Origin of the sequence: Micromonospora sp. NPDC048063 (assembly GCF_043202855.1) — a bacterium.
Lineage (GTDB): Bacteria > Actinomycetota > Actinomycetes > Mycobacteriales > Micromonosporaceae > Micromonospora.
Genome location: NZ_JBIDBG010000017.1, coordinates 21,898 through 38,219, shown reverse-complemented (window position 1 = coordinate 38,219; position 16,322 = coordinate 21,898). Strand labels below are relative to the sequence as shown.

General features: G+C 73.3%; 12 protein-coding genes. 5 read left to right on the top strand and 7 right to left on the bottom strand.

Features of this window, described 5'->3' with window-relative positions; all coding sequences use genetic code 11:
* Window positions 1-26 precede the first annotated feature (26 nt).
* From ACGFZ2_RS28365 to ACGFZ2_RS28350, 4 genes are read left to right on the top strand one after another with little or no spacing between them, the layout of a single operon-like run.
* A complete protein-coding gene (locus tag ACGFZ2_RS28365) occupies window positions 27-980 on the top strand; it encodes a TauD/TfdA family dioxygenase (protein ID WP_393267892.1) in 954 nt (317 codons plus the stop codon).
* Window positions 980-1,168, top strand: a complete 189-nt coding sequence (locus ACGFZ2_RS28360; RefSeq protein WP_393458733.1) for an MbtH family protein — start codon at window positions 980-982, stop codon at window positions 1,166-1,168. Before ACGFZ2_RS28365 ends, ACGFZ2_RS28360 begins: the two co-directional genes overlap by 1 nt.
* A complete protein-coding gene (locus ACGFZ2_RS28355; RefSeq protein WP_393458730.1) occupies window positions 1,165-4,284 on the top strand; it encodes an amino acid adenylation domain-containing protein in 3,120 nt (1,039 codons plus the stop codon). Before ACGFZ2_RS28360 ends, ACGFZ2_RS28355 begins: the two co-directional genes overlap by 4 nt.
* On the top strand, window positions 4,284-9,791 hold the full coding sequence (locus tag ACGFZ2_RS28350) for an amino acid adenylation domain-containing protein (RefSeq protein ID WP_393458727.1): 5,508 nt from the start codon (window positions 4,284-4,286) through the stop codon (window positions 9,789-9,791). The genes ACGFZ2_RS28355 and ACGFZ2_RS28350 overlap by 1 nt, the downstream gene beginning before the upstream one ends.
* 39 nt (window positions 9,792-9,830) lie before the next feature.
* Here ACGFZ2_RS28350 and ACGFZ2_RS28345 read toward each other — a convergent pair whose 3' ends face one another.
* The 7 genes from ACGFZ2_RS28345 to ACGFZ2_RS28315 all read right to left on the bottom strand — a co-directional run bounded on the left by ACGFZ2_RS28345 (window position 9,831) and on the right by ACGFZ2_RS28315 (window position 15,688).
* Entirely contained in the window at window positions 9,831-11,102 is a 1,272-nt protein-coding gene (locus tag ACGFZ2_RS28345; RefSeq protein WP_393458724.1) for a hypothetical protein, read from the bottom strand.
* 64 nt (window positions 11,103-11,166) lie between these two features.
* The gene (locus ACGFZ2_RS28340; RefSeq protein WP_393458721.1) at window positions 11,167-11,682 is read right to left on the bottom strand and encodes an NUDIX hydrolase; all 516 of its coding nucleotides are present in this window, start codon (window positions 11,680-11,682) and stop codon (window positions 11,167-11,169) included.
* Window positions 11,683-11,781: 99 nt separating this feature from the next.
* Complete coding sequence (locus ACGFZ2_RS28335; protein ID WP_393458718.1) at window positions 11,782-12,684, bottom strand: alpha/beta fold hydrolase; 903 nt, start codon at window positions 12,682-12,684, stop codon at window positions 11,782-11,784.
* Window positions 12,685-12,716: 32 nt separating this feature from the next.
* On the bottom strand, window positions 12,717-13,682 hold the full coding sequence (gene blaOXA / locus ACGFZ2_RS28330; protein WP_393458715.1) for a class D beta-lactamase: 966 nt from the start codon (window positions 13,680-13,682) through the stop codon (window positions 12,717-12,719).
* A 37-nt stretch (window positions 13,683-13,719) separates the two neighbouring features.
* Complete coding sequence (locus tag ACGFZ2_RS28325) at window positions 13,720-13,881, bottom strand: transposase (protein ID WP_393458712.1); 162 nt, start codon at window positions 13,879-13,881, stop codon at window positions 13,720-13,722.
* A 59-nt stretch (window positions 13,882-13,940) separates the two neighbouring features.
* Window positions 13,941-15,431 carry a glycerophosphodiester phosphodiesterase family protein gene (locus tag ACGFZ2_RS28320; RefSeq protein ID WP_393458709.1) on the bottom strand — a complete coding sequence of 497 codons (1,491 nt, stop codon included), beginning with the start codon at window positions 15,429-15,431 and terminating at the stop codon, window positions 13,941-13,943.
* 134 nt (window positions 15,432-15,565) lie between these two features.
* On the bottom strand, window positions 15,566-15,688 hold the full coding sequence (locus ACGFZ2_RS28315; RefSeq protein WP_393267907.1) for a hypothetical protein: 123 nt from the start codon (window positions 15,686-15,688) through the stop codon (window positions 15,566-15,568).
* A gap of 134 nt (window positions 15,689-15,822) precedes the next feature.
* Here ACGFZ2_RS28315 and ACGFZ2_RS28310 point away from each other — a divergent pair, with 134 nt between their 5' ends.
* Window positions 15,823-16,146, top strand: coding sequence for a GNAT family N-acetyltransferase (locus ACGFZ2_RS28310; RefSeq protein ID WP_393267910.1), 324 nt, complete (start codon window positions 15,823-15,825; stop codon window positions 16,144-16,146).
* The last annotated feature ends 176 nt before the right edge of the window (window positions 16,147-16,322 follow it).

Here is a 16,322-nt window from a genome sequence, read left to right as displayed (position 1 = left end):
CGAGCGACAACAGGAGTGAGGAAGCAATGAGCGACACGATCGCCACGCTGCCGGTGGTCGTCGAGAACGACGGCCGGGAGCTGACCGAGCTGATCGCCGCCCGCCGCGCGGAGCTGCGCGCGAGCCTCGTGGAGCACGGCGGGCTGCTGTTCCGCGGGTTCGACGTCGGCGGCGTCGAGGGCTTCGACCGGGTGGTGCGGGCGCTGGCCGGCGAGCCACTCGTCTACACCGAGCGCTCGTCTCCCCGGCACGCCATCGCCGGCCGGGTCTACACCTCGACCGACTACCCGCCGGACGAGGAGATCTTCCTGCACAACGAGAACTCGTACCAGGCCCGTTGGCCACTGACGCTGTTCTTCTACTGCATTACCCCGCCGCTGACGCAGGGCGCGACCCCGCTCGCCGACGTGCGCCGGGTGTACGCCGAGATCGACCCGGCGGTCCGCGAGGAGTTCGTCCGCCGCCGCTGGATGCTGGTGCGCAACTTCCACGGCGACTTCGGCACCCCGTGGCAGCACGTGTTCAACACCGACGACCGCGCCGAGGTCGAGGCGTACGCGGCGGCGAACCGGATCGAGCTGGAGTGGCTCGGCAAGGACGGGCTGCGTACCCGCGCGGTCCGTGACGTGGTGCACCACCGGCCCGGCTCGGACACCCCCCGCTGGTTCAACCACGCCACGTTCTTCCACCTGAGCACCCTCCCGAAGGACTACCAGGAGGGGCTGCTGGCCATGTTCGGCCCCGAGGGGCTGCCGTCGAACACCTACTACGGCGACGGCGGCGAGATCCCCGCCGACGTCATGGACCACCTGCGGGCCGCGTACCGGGCCGCCAGCGTCCGCTTCGACTACCAGCGCGACGACGTGCTGGTGGTGGACAACATGACCGCCGCGCACGGGCGGGAGCCGTTCACCGGCCCCCGCAAGATCGCCGTCGCGATGGCCGAACCGCACACCCCCGAGAGCGCTGGAGAGAAGTGATGGCCGAAGCCCGATTCCTGGTCGTTCGCAACGACGAGGAGCAGTACTCGATCTGGTCGGCCGACCGCGACCTCCCGGCGGGCTGGCACGAGGCCGGCTTCGCCGGCACCCGTGAGGAGTGCCTCGCGCACATCGACACCGTCTGGACGGACATGCGCCCGCGTTCGGTACGGGAGGCTGGCGCATGAGTACCCCGAAGGAGTGGACCTTCCCGGCCTCCTACGCCCAGGAGCGGGTCTGGATGGCCAACCAACTCGACACCGACTCGCCGGTCTACAACGTCTCCAACCCGTGGCGCTTCGCCGCCGGGATCACCCCGGAGCAGGCCAACGACGTGTTCGGCCAGGTCGTCGCCCGGCACGAGTCCCTCCGCACCCACCTGCGGATGGACGACGGCACCCTCACCCAGGTGGTCCGCGCTGCCGAGCCGGTCGCGCTGCCGGTCGACGACCTGCGCGGCCTCGCCGGGCCGGAGCGCGACGAGAAGGTGGCGGCGCTGCTGGGCGGGCTGGCCCGCACGCCGATCCCGCTGGACGCGCCGCCGCCGTGGCGGGCCCGGCTGGTCCGGCTCGCCGACGACGAGGTCGCGCTGCTGTTCGTGGCGCACCACGCGGTCTTCGACAGCCACTCGGCGGTGGTGTTCACCAACGAGCTGGCCGCGTTCAGCCGGGCCGCGCTGACCGGCGCGCCTGCCGACGTGCCCGAGCTGCCCATCCAGTACGCCGACTTCGCGGTCTGGCAGCGCGACCAGCTCACCGGCGCGGAACTGGACCGGCAGCTCGGATTCTGGCGGAACCACCTGGCCGGCGCGCCGCCGGTGACCGCCCTGCCGCTGGACCGGCCGCGCCCCGCGCAGCTCGGCTTCGCCGGCGACGAGGTGCGCTTCGACCTGCCCGACGGCCTGCTCGACCGGGTCGGCCAGCTCGCCGCCGGCTCCGCCGCCACCCCGTACATGGTGCTGCTCGCCGCGTTCACCGCGTTGCTGTCCCGGATCTCCGGCGACGACGACGTGGTGGTGGGCGTCTCCACCGCCGGCCGGGACACCGCCGAGGTGGCCCCGCTGATCGGCATGTTCGTCAACCCGGTCGCGCTGCGCTGCGACCTGACCGGCGACCCCACCTTCGCCGAGCTGCTGGGCCGGGTGCGCGGCGGGCTGGTCGACGCGATGGAGCACGGTTCGACCCCGTTCCAGAAGATCGTCGAGTCGATCGCCCCGCAGCGGGACCCGTCGGTGCAGCCGATCTTCCAGACCGCGCTGAACTTCATCCCGGACTCGGGGCTCGACGCGGTGGAGCTCGGCACCACCAAGGACGACCTGGCGTTCGACATCACCACCGGCCCCAGTCGGCTGGTCTACCGCACCGCGCTGTTCGACCGGGCCACCGCCGAGGCGGTCGTCGCCCGGTACGTCCGGCTGCTCGCCGCGGCCGTCGCCGACCCGGCCCAGCGGATCTCCGCCCTGCCGCTGCTCGACGACGCCGAGCGGCACCAGGTGCTGTCAGGCTGGAACGAGACCGCGCACGAGGTGCCGGCGTCCACCCTGGTCGCCGAGTTCGAGCGGCAGGCGGCGGCCACCCCGACCGCCATCGCCCTGGTCCGCGACGGCGTCACGCTGACGTACGCCGAGCTGAACGCCGCCGCGAACCGCCTGGCGCGCGTCCTGGTGGCGCGGGGTGCCGGACCGGAGGCCCGGGTCGCGCTGGCCCTGCCCCGCTCCGCGGAGCTGGTGGTGGCGATCCTCGCGGTGCTCAAGTCCGGCGCCGCGTACGTGCCGGTGGACACCGGCTACCCGGCCGGGCGGATCGCCTACCTGCTGGCGGACTCCGAGCCGGCGCTCGTGCTCGCCACGCCCGAGACCGCCGGGCTGGTGCCCGCCGGCGCGCTGGTGCTCGACGGGCCGCTCGACGGCGACGACGCCGACCTGACCGACGCCGACCGGGTCGCCCCGCTGCGTCCCGGGCACCCCGCGTACGTCCTCTACACCTCCGGCTCCACCGGCCGCCCGAAGGGCGTGGTGGTGGAGCACCGGGCGGTCACCGCCTACCTGGCGTGGGCCCGGGACACCTACCCGGGGCTGGCCGGCACGGCGCTGCTGCACTCGCCGGTGTCGTTCGACCTGACCGTAACCGGCCTGCTCGGCCCGCTCACCGCCGGCGGCACCGTTCGGCTCGCCGCCATCGACGAGGCCGCGGCCCGCGTCGGCGACCGGCCGGCGTTCCTCAAGGTCACGCCCAGCCACCTGCCGCTGCTCGACGCCGAGCTGTCGCCGACGACCGACCTGGTCATCGGCGGCGAGGCGCTGACCGCGGAGCAGCTCGCCGACTGGCGGGCCGCCCACCCGGGCGTCGCCGTGATCAACGAGTACGGCCCGACCGAGGCGACGGTCGGCTGCGTGGCCGCCCGCGTCGCGCCGGGGGAGGAGCTGCCCGCCGGGGCGGTGTCGATCGGCCGGCCCACCTGGAACACCCGGGTGTACCTGCTCGACGCCGCGCTGAACCCGGTCCCGCCGGGCGTGGCCGGTGAGCTGTACGTCGCCGGTGACCAGCTGGCCCGGGGCTACCTGCGCCGGCCCGGCCTCACCGCCGAGCGTTTCCTGCCCTGCCCGTACGGGCCGCCGGGGCAGCGGATGTACCGCACCGGCGACCTGGCCCGCTGGCGGGCCGACGGCACGCTGGACTACCTCGGCCGCCGCGACAACCAGGTCAAGATCCGTGGCATGCGGATCGAGCTGGGCGAGATCGAGTCGGCCCTGCTGGCCCGGCCGGACGTCCGCGAGGCGGCCGTGGTGGTACGCATCGACTCCGGCGAGCCGACCCTGGTCGGTTACGTCGTCGGCGCGGCCGACGAGGCGGCGCTCGCGGCCGACCTGGCCCGGGAGTTGCCGGCGCACCTGGTGCCGGCGGCGTTCGTCCGCCTCGACGCGCTGCCGCTGACGCCGAACGGCAAGCTGGACGCCGCGGCGCTCCCCGCCCCGGCCGTCGCCCCGGCCGCCGACGCGTTCGTCGCCCCGCGCACCGACGCCGAGGCGCTCGTCGCCGAGGTGTACGCCGACATCCTCCAGGTGGACAAGGTCGGCGCGCTGGACGACTTCTTCGCCCTGGGCGGCAACTCGCTGCGCGGCATGCGGGCGATGGCCCGGATCCGGGCCGAGGTGGACGTGGACCTGCCGATGCGGGCGCTGTTCAGCACCCCGGTGGTGGCCGACCTGGCCGCCCAGATCGAGCAGCGGATCGCCGCCGAACTCGACGAGCTCTCCGAAGCCGAGGTCGCCGCGCTGCTCGCGGCGGAGAAGGACACTCCCTGATGACCGACGTGAAGGACCCGGCGCGGGACGCGGCCCGCCAGGCGCTCATCGCGCAGCGCCTGCGCAAGCGGCAGGCCGCCACGCCCACCGCCCGGATCACCCCGCGTCCGCCGGACGCAGAGGTGCCGCTGTCGTACGCCCAGGAGCGGGTCTGGTTCATGGACCAGCTCGCTCCGGGCGAGGCGGCGTACCACATCGCGGTGCCGCTGCGGGTGCGCGGGCCGATCGACGTCGCGGCGCTGCGTCGGGCGCTGGCCGACCTGAGCCGGCGGCACGAGTCGCTGCGCACCCGGTTCCCGGCCGACGCCGACGGCCGACCCACCGTGGTGGTCGCGGACTCCGTCGAGGTGCCGCTGACCATCGTGGACGCCCCCGACGAGGCCGCCGCGCAGGCGCTGGTGGACGCCGCCGCCGCCGAGCCGTTCGACCTGGCCGAGGGCCCGCTGCTGCGCGCCCTGCTGATCCGGCTGGCCGACGAGGACCACGTGCTGTTCCTCGGCAAGCACCACATCATCGGCGACGGCTGGTCGGTCGACGTGCTGCTGCGGGACCTCATCACCCTCTACCGCGGCGGGGAGCTGCCGGCCCTGCCGATCCAGTACGGCGACTTCGCCCACTGGGAGGCCCAAGAGCTGGACGGGCCGCAGGCCCGCGGACACCTCGACTACTGGAACCAGCGGCTGGCCGGCATCACCCCGCTGGAACTCCCGCTGGACCTGCCCCGCCCGGCCACCCAGACCTACGCCGGCGACTTCGTCGAGTTCCGGCTGGACCGGGCCGCCGCCGACGGGCTGAACGCGCTCACCCGCTCCTACGGCGGCACCCTGTTCATGACGCTGCTCGCGGCGTACCAGGTGCTGCTGGCCCGGCACGCCGGCCAGGACGACTTCGCCGTCGGGGCGTCCGTGGCCGGCCGCTCCGCGCCGGAGCTGGAGAACGTCGTCGGCATGTTCATCAACATGCTGCCGCTGCGGGCCGAGCTGGCCGGCGACCCGACCTTCGCCGAGCTGCTGGAGCGCACCCGGCGCAGCGTGCTGGACGGGCTGGAGCACGGCGAGGTGCCGTTCGCCAGGGTGGTGCACGAGCTGGGCCTGCCCCGCGACGTGAGCCGCTCCCCGGTTTTCCAGGCGATGTTCGTGCTGCAGAACTACGAGATCGGCCGGTTCAACGAGGTCTCCGACGCCACCGACGTCACCTTCAACTGGACGCCGATGGAGCTGCGGGCCACCCGGTTCGACTTCGAGTTCCACGCGGTGGAGATCCTCGACGGGCTCTACGGCAAGCTGGTCTTCAACACCGACCTGTTCACCCGCGACACGGTGGAGCGGGTGGCGCAGCGGTTCAGCACCCTGCTGCGCGCGGTGGTGGCCGCCCCCGACACCCCGATCTCCGCGCTGGACCTGCTCCCCGCCGACGAGCGGGACCTGCTGGCGGGGTGGAACGACACCGCCGCCGACTTCCCGGCCGCGCAGACGCTGCACGGGCCGATCGAGGAGCGGGCCGCCCGCACCCCCGACGCGGTGGCCGTCACCTTCGAGGGCCGCAGCGTCACGTACGCCGAGCTGAACGCCGCCGCCAACCGGGTCGCGCACCGGCTGCGCGCCGCCGGCGTGGGCCCGGAGACCCTGGTCGGGGTCTGCGCGGAGCGCTCGGTGGAGCTGGTCGCCGGGCTGCTCGGCGTGCTCAAGGCCGGCGGGGCCTACCTCCCGCTGGATCCGGAGTACCCGGCCGACCGGCTGTCCTTCATGGTCACCGACGCGGCCGCGCCGGTGGTGCTGGTCCAGGAACACCTGCGTGACGTGCTGCCGGACACGGGCGCCACGGTCCTCGCCCTCGACGACGAGCGGGTGTGGGCCGACCAGCCGGCGGACGACCCCGCGCCGGTCGTCGACCCCGGGCACCTGGCGTACGTCATCTACACCTCGGGCTCCACGGGCCGCCCGAAGGGGGTGCCGAACACCCACCGGGGCATCGTCAACCGGCTCGACTGGATGCAGAAGACCTACGGGCTCGGCGCCGACGACGCCGTGCTGCAGAAGACCCCGGCCAGCTTCGACGTGTCGGTGTGGGAGTTCTTCTGGCCGCTGCGCGAGGGCGCCCGGCTGGTCGTCGCCAAGCCCGGCGGGCACAAGGACGCCGGCTACCTGCGCGACCTGCTGGTCGCCGAGCGGGTGACCACCGCCCACTTCGTCCCGTCGATGCTGACCGTCTTCCTCGCCGAGGACGGCGTCGAGGCGGCGACGGCGTTGCGCCGGGTGATCTGCTCGGGCGAGGAACTGCCGCTGGCCTCGGCGCTGGACTTCACCGCCCGGCTGCCGTGGTGCGGGCTGCACAACCTGTACGGCCCGACCGAGGCGGCCATCGACGTCAGCTCGTGGCACTGCGACCCGGCCCTGCTGGCCGGGCTGACCAGCGTGCCGATCGGCGGGCCGATCGCCAACCTGCGGCTGCACGTGCTCGACGAGCGCGGCGAGGAGTGCCCGGTCGGGGTGGCCGGCGAGCTGCACATCGGCGGGGTCGGGCTGGCCCGCGGCTACCACCGCCGGCCGGCGCTGACCGCCGAGCGGTTCGTGCCGGACCCGTTCTCCGGTGAGCCGGGCGCGCGGCTGTACCGCACCGGCGACCTCGCCCGCTGGCGGACCGCCCCGGGCGGCACGGGCGGGGTCATCGAGTTCCTCGGCCGCATCGACCACCAGGTCAAGCTGCGCGGCCTGCGGATCGAACTGGGCGAGATCGAGAGCGCGCTGCGCGAGCAGCCGGGCGTGGCCGAGGCGGCGGTGATCGTCCGCGAGGACAGCCCCGGCGACAAGCGGCTGACCGCGTACGTGGTCGGCGGGGCGGAGCACGCCACGCTGAAGTCGGCGCTGAAGGAGACGCTGCCCGAGTACATGGTGCCGAGCGCGTTCGTCACCCTCGACGCGCTGCCGCTGTCGCCGAACGGCAAGCTCGACCGCCGGGCGCTGCCCGCGCCGGTGGTCACCCGCGAGGCGTCCGTGGCGTTGGTGGAGCCGCGCGACGACACCGAGCGGCTGCTGGCCGGGATCTGGTCGGAGGTGCTCGGCGTCGACACGCTCGGCATCGACGACGACTTCTTCGACCTCGGCGGGCACTCGATGCTCGCCACCCAGGTCGTGGCGAAGATCCGCAAGGCGGAACACGGCGGCCGGCCGGTCGGCGTGATGGACCTGTTCCAGCAGCGGACCATCCGCGAGCTGGCCGCCTTCATGTCCGGCAGCGCCGAGGCCGACGGGCCGCGCCGGCTGCTCTACGAGCTGACCAAGCCGATCCCGGCGGCCAAGCGCGTGCTGTCGTACGTCTGCGTCCCCTACGGCGGCGGCAGCGCGATCGTCTACCAGCCGCTCGCCGACGCGCTGCCGGCCGGGCACGCGCTGTGGTCCCTCGCCATCCCCGGCCACGACGTCGGCCTCAGCGAGGACGGCCTGCCGTTCGACGAGCTGACCAGCCGGGTCGCCGAGGAGATCCTGGAACGCGTCGAGGGGCCGATCGCCCTGTACGGCCACTGCGGCGTCGGCAGCGCCATCGTCGCCGAGGTGGCCCGCAAGGTCGAGGCGGCCGGGCGGAACCTGGAGGCGCTCTACATCGGGGCGATGTTCCCGTTCGCCCGCCCGAAGGGCGCGTTCGCCACCCTGCGCAACCGGATGGAGCAGCTGCGCAGCAACCGGCACTACGCGAGCTGGCTCAAGTCGATGGGCGTCGACACCGACGAACTGGACCCGGAGCAGGCGGACCGGATCATCAGCAACATGCGGGCCGACTCCCGGGCCTCGGAGGAGTACTTCACCGGCCTGCTGGACCGGCAGGCGGCCAAGCTGCGCGTGCCGATCGTCTCGGTGGTCGGCTCGGAGGACCCGGTCACCGACTACCACACCGAGCGGTACGCCGAGTGGCAGTTCCTCAGCGACACCCTCGGCCTGGTGGTGCTCGACCAGGCCGGGCACTTCTTCCTGAAGTACCGCGCCGAGGAACTGGCTGAGATCGTCACCCGGGTCCACCCGGCGATCGTGGCCGGCGACGTCTCGGCTCTCACCCCGGCCGCCCGGGGCGAGGACGCCGGCTGGTGGGTCGCCGACCACCAGCGCATCGGCGTCGACGACCGGCCGGAGAAGACGGTGGTCAAGCCGTCCATGGCCAGGTTCGTGGCGGTCACCGCAGGGCAGCTGGTCTCCACCACCGGGTCGGCGCTGACCGCGTTCGCCCTGCCGATCTGGCTGTTCACGCAGACCGGCTCGGTGGCCAACCTCGGGCTGCTCTGGGCGCTCGCCCTGATCTGCGGCGTGCTGATGCTGCCGATCGCCGGGGCGATCACCGACCGGGTCAGCCGTCGGAAGATCATGATGATCGCCAGCAGCAGCGCCGGCTCGATCCAGCTGGTGCTGGCCGCGCTGCTCTGGACCGACAACCTTCAGCTGTGGAACATCTACCTGCTGGTGGCGTTGAGCCAGGTCGCCGGGTCGTTCCAGCGCATCGCGTTCCAGTCGGCGGTGCCGCAGCTCGTGCCGAAGCGCTACCTCGGCCACGCGATGGGCATCACCCAGCTCACCAACGGCTTCGCCATGCTGCTGATGCCGGTCTTCGCGGCCGGCCTGCTGGCCGCCATCGAGCTCAAGGGCATCCTGCTCATCGACGTGGCGAGCTACGTGGTGGCGGTGCTGACCCTGGCCGTGGTCCGCTTCCCCGACCTGCTCGGGTGGCGGCCCAAGGAGCGGCTGCTGGTGGCCATCGCCAACGGCATGCGCTACTCCTGGCAGCACCGGGGCTTCCGGTTGATGCTCGGCTACTTCGCGCTGGGCAACATCTTCCTGGCGCCCGCCCTGGTGCTCACCACGCCGCTCGTGCTCTCCTTCGGCACCGCGACGCAGGTGGCCCAGGTGGCCCTCGCCGAGGCGCTCGGCGCAGTCGCCGGCGGCGTGCTCATGTCGCTCTGGGGCGGCCCCCGGCACCGACGGATGATCGGCGTGCTGATCGGCAACCTCGGCACGGCGGTCGGCTGCATGCTGATCGGCCTGGACGCCTCGGTGGCGATGATCTGCGTCGGCGCGTTCTGGCTGGCGATGGCGATGACCACGGCGCAGTCGATCTACGCCACCATCGTCCAGGTGAAGGTGCCGCAGCGCTTCCACGGCCGGGTGTTCAGCCTCAACCAGACCATCTCCTGGTCGACCCTGCCGATCGGGTTCGCGCTGCTCGCCCCCGGCGCGACCGCCCTGTTCGAGCCGATGCTCGCCCCGGGCGGGTCGCTCGCCGGGTCGGTGGGCGCGGTGATCGGCACCGGTCCGGGCCGCGGCATCGGCTTCGCGTACGTCTGCTTCGGCGCGGCGCTGGTGCTGATCACCCTCGGCGGCTTCGCGATCCGGCTGCTGCGCCGGTTCGACATCGAGGTGCCGGACTCGCTGCCCGACGACCTGATCGGCGCGCAGGAGCGGGAGAAGCGGCTCGCCGCCCGTGCCGCCGAGCGCGCCGAGGAGAAGGTGCCGGTAGGGGTGTGAGTCGTTCCCCGGGGGCCCGGTTGACGGGCCCCCGGGGGCTCACTCGCCGTCGTACCGGTCGGCGAGGTCGGCCTCGGGCACGTCCTCAGGGTCGGCGACCCAGGCCGAGAAGACCGGCACCCCGTCCCACGGGCCGGCCGCGCCGCCACCGGCCCGACCGTCGGTGGCGACCGCCACCACGGCGTACGGGTGGCCGAAGCGCAGCTCGGCGATCCGGACGGTCCCCTCCGGCGGCAGGCTCTCGAGCGTGGCGAAGCCGGTGACCGCGGCCGCCTCGAAGCCGTACCGGCCGTAGCGGGCCATCGCGGCCTGCGCCACCTCGAACCCCAGCCCCGCGGCGCCCAGCAGCTCGCCGAACACCCGCGCGACGGCGGGAAAGCCCAGCTCAGGTGCCGTCAGAACGTGCCGGCTCTCCGCCGACCAGCAGGGCAGCACCGCCGTCGCCCGCTCCTCCCGGCCGCCCGGCGCGAACGTCTCGCCCGGCTCCTCCCGCAGCGTCCACAGCGGAGCGTCGCCCAGCGGAAGGTCGTACAGGGAACGCCGGGACGCCGGCAGGTGGTCCTCCGGCGTGGCGGCGGCGACCGCCGCGACCTCGTGGGCGGCGGCCAGGACGTCCCCGGCGGGCACGTCGGACGCGGCGGCGACCGAGACCACCAGCAGCCCGGCCACACGGTCGGCGGTCCGCGCCGGCCGGGCGGCGGCGGCGTGCACGGCGACGGTGCCGGCCCGCGCGGTGTCCGCGATCCAGCACCGGTGGCCGTACTCCGGGGTGCGCAGCGCCCGGCCCAGCCGGCCGGCCCAGGCGCTGCCCGGGCCGAGGGCGTCGGCGGGCGCGACCTCGAACGGGTCCATCCAGGAGACCCGGGTGGCGAGGGCGCTGGCCAGGATCAGCAGCACCTCCGGCGTGACCGTCAACGGGAACGCGTCGATGAGGTCGAGCGTGTTCTCGCGGGCCCACGCGTCGAGCCCGGCCTGCTCCGGCAGCGGCCCGGTGGCGGTCGGCCCGGGCAGGGTCGCCCGCCACCCGTCGAGCCCGGCGGTCCCGGACCCCGGCCGGTGCCAGAACGCGGTCGCCGACGGCACCAGCGGGTGCGGTGCCTCCAGCAGGGCGCGGGCCGCCTCGGCGGCCGTCTTCGCGTCCGTGCCGAGCGCCTCCTCCAGCGCCGTGCGGGTCGCGTCCGTGGTCGCTGGCGCGGCGAGCGCCAGCAGCAACCACGCGCCCAGCGGGGAGGCGACGTGGTGCCCGTCGCCGATCACGGCGTGCAGGCGGTCGGCGTAGCGGGCCAGGGAAGTGCGGATGTCGATCGTCACCGCTCCACTGTGCCCGCTGGTCGGGCGCTCGTCACCACCGTCGGCCGACCGGTCTCCGGTGCGGTCACGACCAGAACTCGAACGGTTCGTCGATCTCCTCGCCGGCGAGGAAGGGGGTCAGCAGCCGGGGAAGCTGGCCCGGGTAGAACCGTTCGCCGCTGCCCACCACCTCGGCGATTGGCCACCACCGGAACCCGAAGTAGTCCTCCACCTCGTAGTCGAGCCGGTGCGCCTCGTCCACGTCCGGCCCGGGGCCGTTCAGCCGTACCGGGGCGATCACCTCGTCCTGGAGGTGCCGCCACTGCCGGTGCACGAAGCTGGCCCGGCGCCGCCAGGTGGGCGGACCGATCTGCGCGGGGTCGGCCACGATGCCGGTCTCCTCGCGCAACTCGCGCACCGCCGTGTCCAGGTACGTCTCGCCGGGGTCCATCCCGCCGCCGGGCAGCTCCCACCAGGTGCCCAGGCGGGGATGGTCCGGGTCGCGGGTGTGGAACAGCAGCACCCGGCCGTCGCCGTCGAGCACCACCAGCCGCACCGCGCTGCGTTCGACGACCGGCAGGTCGTCGGGCAGTTCGACCATCCGCGTTCCTCCCTGGTGTACGCGCGGCCGGTCCGGCCTCACGCTCGACCGTGAACGGCACCGCGGGGCCCGGTGCCGGCGGTGCACCCGCGGCCGGGGTCAGTCGTCGATGCGGCGGCCGCCGGTCTGGGGCACCTGCCCACCACCGCCGCTACGGGCTGAGGCAGCGATGTCTGCCTCGTCCCACAGTTGCAGTAGCAGGCGGTTGACCTGCTCCGGGCGCTGCTGATGCGGTGCATGGTCCGCCCCCGACACCCGATGGAGACGGGCGCCGATCCGGCTCGCCACGATGCCGGCGGTGACGATCAGCGCCTCGCCGACGCTGGACCGGTAGTCCGGCTGCGCGGTTTCCCAGGTTCCGGCGAGCACCAACTTGGGGCAGTCGTGCGACCGGAGCGCGTCGACTGGCAGGTCAGCCTCCCAACACGGCCGTTCCCGCAGGGCGGTCCCCGCAGCCCGCACCGCGAACTCCCAGGGCTCGGGCACGGGCTGATCGGCGCCGTACGCGGCGAGGAGGTATTCCTCCGCCGACATCGATCGCGCGGCCGCCACGTACCGCCGGTTGTTCCTCAGCGCGGCGGCCACGACTGGATGGTCGGCCGCAACCGCCAGCGCCGATGGCTCGATCAACGCCAGCGACCGCAGCAACTCCGGGCGGCGAACCGCGGCGAGGAGCGCGACCACGCCGCCGTACGAGTGACCCACGAGGTGAGTGGGCCGATCCATCAGCCCGACGATGTCGTCGGCGTCGACGTCGTAGTCGCTCTGCTCGGTGTCCGGACTGGCGCCGAAGCCGCGCCGGTCGACCACCAAGATCCGTCGGTGACCGGCGAGCGGCTGCTGCGCCGCGAAGGCGGCGAGTCCCCATGTCATCGTGCCGTGGATCAGGATGACCTGGTCGTCGCGTGCGTGGGGCGCGTCCCACGTGGTGACATGCAAGGGGAGCATGGTCCTGACGGTAGTCGATGGCAAGGTCTGTCCGGCAAGCTGAAGCCAATCCACGAGCGCTTCTCCGGTGCCCGCTGTGGGGACGGTCAGGCGGCGGGCAGGGCGCCGAGGCGGTGCAACAGTTGCCGGCCGAGCGGCAGCCGCTTGTCGGCATCGGCGTCGGTGCGGATGTCCACGTTCAGCGCGAAGCAGTACAGCCGGTCGCCGCGCTCGACCCAGCCGACCCACCACCCGGTGCCCGGCTCGGTGGCGTCCGTCTGGCCGGTCTTGGCGTACAGGGTGTGCGTGGCGGTGCGTTCCAGGCGCAGGATGTCCCGGACGGTCGCCTGGTGCCCCCGGCCGGCCGGCAGTTCGCCCTGGGCCAACCGGGCCAGCCACCGCGCCTGCTCGTCGGCCGAGATCGTCAGCGGCCCGCGTAGCCAGAACTGGTCCACCGCGGCGCCGACCTCGCCGTTGCCGTAGCCGAGTCGGCGCAGCCACTCCCGCTCCCGCTCCGGCCCGATCCGCCGGGCCAGTTCCTGGAAAACCGGCACGTTGGACACCCGGACCGCGTCACGCAGCCCCATGTCCCGCTCCCAGGCCGCGACGCGCTGGGGCCGGCCGCCGTACGGGACCTTCTCGTGCTCGTCGCGCACCACGCCGGTCTCGAGCGCGATCAAGCTGTGCGGGACCTTGAACGTCGAGGCCGGGATGAACCGGCGCTCGGCCCGGGCGCGGTCCACCATGACGACGCGCGCCGCCGTCACGTCGTACAGGACGAAGGTGCCCTGGAGGCCGGCCTGCCGGAACAGGCTCGCCAGGTCGTCGCGGGTCTCGACCGCCGGCGCGGCCGGCGAGGGCGCCGCGGCGGTGGCGGCGGTGGCCGACGGGCCGTCGGTCGGCGGGGGCTGCGGGCGCTCGCTCCCGGCGCAACCGGCTGCGCCGGCCAGCAGGGCCAGGGCGAGAGCCGTCGCGCCCGCGACGCTCCGCCTGCGGCGAGCCGGCCACGGACCGCGTGGGCGGTACGGCTCACACCGGCGGGCGTCGGGCAGGCCCCGCACCTCGAAGCTCACCTGCCACCGCCTCCTTGCTCCGGCACCGACACCTCAGTCAAGCACGTGCCGTCGGCGCTCCAGCAACGAAACACCGGTAGGCCACGTCCCACGGCACGAGGTCATGCGGTGCGCGCCGCCACGCGGTACCCGTACGCAGCACGTACAGGATCGTGTCGATGACCAGCCGACGGGGACACCGCAGCGGCCGAAGCGACACAGACGTGATCTTCGCTGACTACGTCAGCGAAGATCACGTCCAGGTGTCACAACACTCGTTCAGGGGCGGACCGGGTCGAACTGGAGGTAGTCGAGGTTCCAGTTCTGGTAGGCGTCGGCCGGCAGGCTCACCCGCACGGTGTGGTGGCCGGCCGCGAGTTCCTGGACGACGCCACTGGGCTGGAGCACCTGCTTGTTGTGGCTCGTGGTGTTCAGGACCGCCACCCGTTCGCTCTCCGGGCCTCCGTCGAACGACAGCGTGTACGCGCCGGCCGGAGAGTACGGCGAGGACACCCGTGCCGAAACGGCGTACCTGCCGCTGCGAGGCACCTCGATGGCGTACGTCAGCCACTCGCCGCCGCGCAGCCACGAGAGCCGCACGTTGCCGTCGGCGTCACTGATGTCCACGTCCTCGCCGGGGCGCATCGCCAGCCCGCCGCGGTTACCGGCGTCGAGGTCGTGGTAGCCCACGCCCTCGCCCGGAAGGAAGTCCTCGGCCTGGACCCGGACGCTACCCTTCGGCAGCGGGTCGCCGTCGCCGGTCTGCAGCCACCGCTCGAGCTTCTCGACGTCGTCGGTCTGGATGACGGTGGCGCCGAAGCTGGTGACCAGCCCCTCCCAGCCGCGACGAGGATCGATGAGCGAGGCCTCATCGGTGAAGTGGTCCGCCAGGCCGTTCCACATCGAGTTGACCCAGACCCTGCTGCTCGCCGCCAGCCGGTCGAGGAACGGTTGGCGTGCCACGACGTCGTACTGACTGTCGAAGTTGACCTCGTAGCCGACCGGCTGGTCGCCGCCGAACGCCTCGACGTCGGCGAGATTGGCGTCGCCGATCATGTGCAGGTAGAGCGCGCCTTCGTGGCCGGCCAGGAACCGCTGGACCTCAGCCACCGGCGCAGCGCTCTTGTAGAGCCCGTTGCGGACCGTCCCGGTCTCGACGAGCACCTTCCAGATCTCCTCGCGGAACGGCCAGCCCTTGTCGAGATTGACGAGACCACGCGTCTTCGCAACCTCCATGGCCTCGGCGAGAGTCGGAACCCGCTCGTCGGTGACCGCCGCCTGAGCGCCGCCGAGGCCCTGCTTCAGGCGGAGCGCCTTGACCTGGGCGAGAGTGAGGTCGGCGACGGCGCCGGTTCCGTTCGTCGTGCGGTCGACGGTGGTGTCGTGCATGAGCACGGGGACGCCGTCCCTGGTCAGCCGCACGTCGATCTCGGCGATCTCAGCGCCGTCCTCGTAGGCAGCAGCGATCGCGGGCAGGGAGTTCTCCGGGGCGTCACGCCACTGGCCGCGGTGCGCGGCGGTGAGGATCTTGGCCTTCGGACCGTGGTCGAGGATGTCGTGGTAGGCGCGCTCGGCCGGCGTGCCGCCACCCCGACCCGGCCCGCCATAGAGGAGCGCCGGGGGAGGAGCGCCTACGCCGCTGGCGGCGACGGCGAGGGCGGCAGGTGCCTGCCGGCCGGTCGTGAGCGCTGCTCCGGCGACAGCGCCGGCAGCGACAAGGGAGAGCGCGGTTGCGACGCGTACGGCGTGGTTGATGGGCGATCGGTTCATGGTCGCCGAACCTAGGGCCGGACCAGCCGCGCTACGCGTACCGGGCGTTGACTTTGCTTGACGTTCCGGTGAAGGTCGGTCGCTCCGACCAGCCGGCCACGGGCCGCCGCCGCTGGGTAACCAGTGAGGGACGGTCAGGCGGCGGGCATGGCGCCGAGGCGGCGCAGCAGTTGCCGGCCGAGCGGCAGTCGCTTGTCCGCGTCGGCGTCGGTGCGGATGTCCACGTTCAGTACGACCGAGGGCTTGTGCAGTTGCATCCGGGGGATGTGGGGTGGTTCTGGCGGTTCGGGGCGGAGCGGACGGCGGAGGCCACGCGGACTTGGAGTCGGGCTGGGGAGGTTGTGGCGGTCGGGCTGCTGGATGGCGCGTCACCGACGAGCGCTGGCCCGCGATGGCGGCAGGTGCGCCGTATGTCGACGCGCGGTGCCTGGTCGTTCGTAATGAGCAGGGCGAGGCGGTGGCGGCCGTGACGGTCTGGTCGGCGGGTGAGGGCAGGCCAGGGCTGATCGAGCCGATGGGGGTGCACCGGGCACGCCGCGGTCACGGTTACGGCCGAGCGATCACGGTCGCCGCGGCGCGCGCACTGCAGGATCTGGGCTCGTCCAGCGTGGACGTGTGCACCCCGAGCTCCAACGTCGCCGCCGTCGCCACCTACCAGTCGGCCGGCCTCGAGCAGTTGCCCGAGAGACGGGACCTGTATCGCAACGCTTCCTGAGGCTTTCGGTGCGGGGTCGGGGTGTGGCCAGTGATCGCGAGGCCGGTCTCGGCGAGGCAGCCGTCGACTAGCGGCCAGCGCCTCCGGCACGCCGCGTGCACATCCGGCACCGTGATGTCGAGATGCGCGTCGCTGGCGGTTGCGGTCCTGGCGAAGGTGAAGAAGGAGCGCGCTGC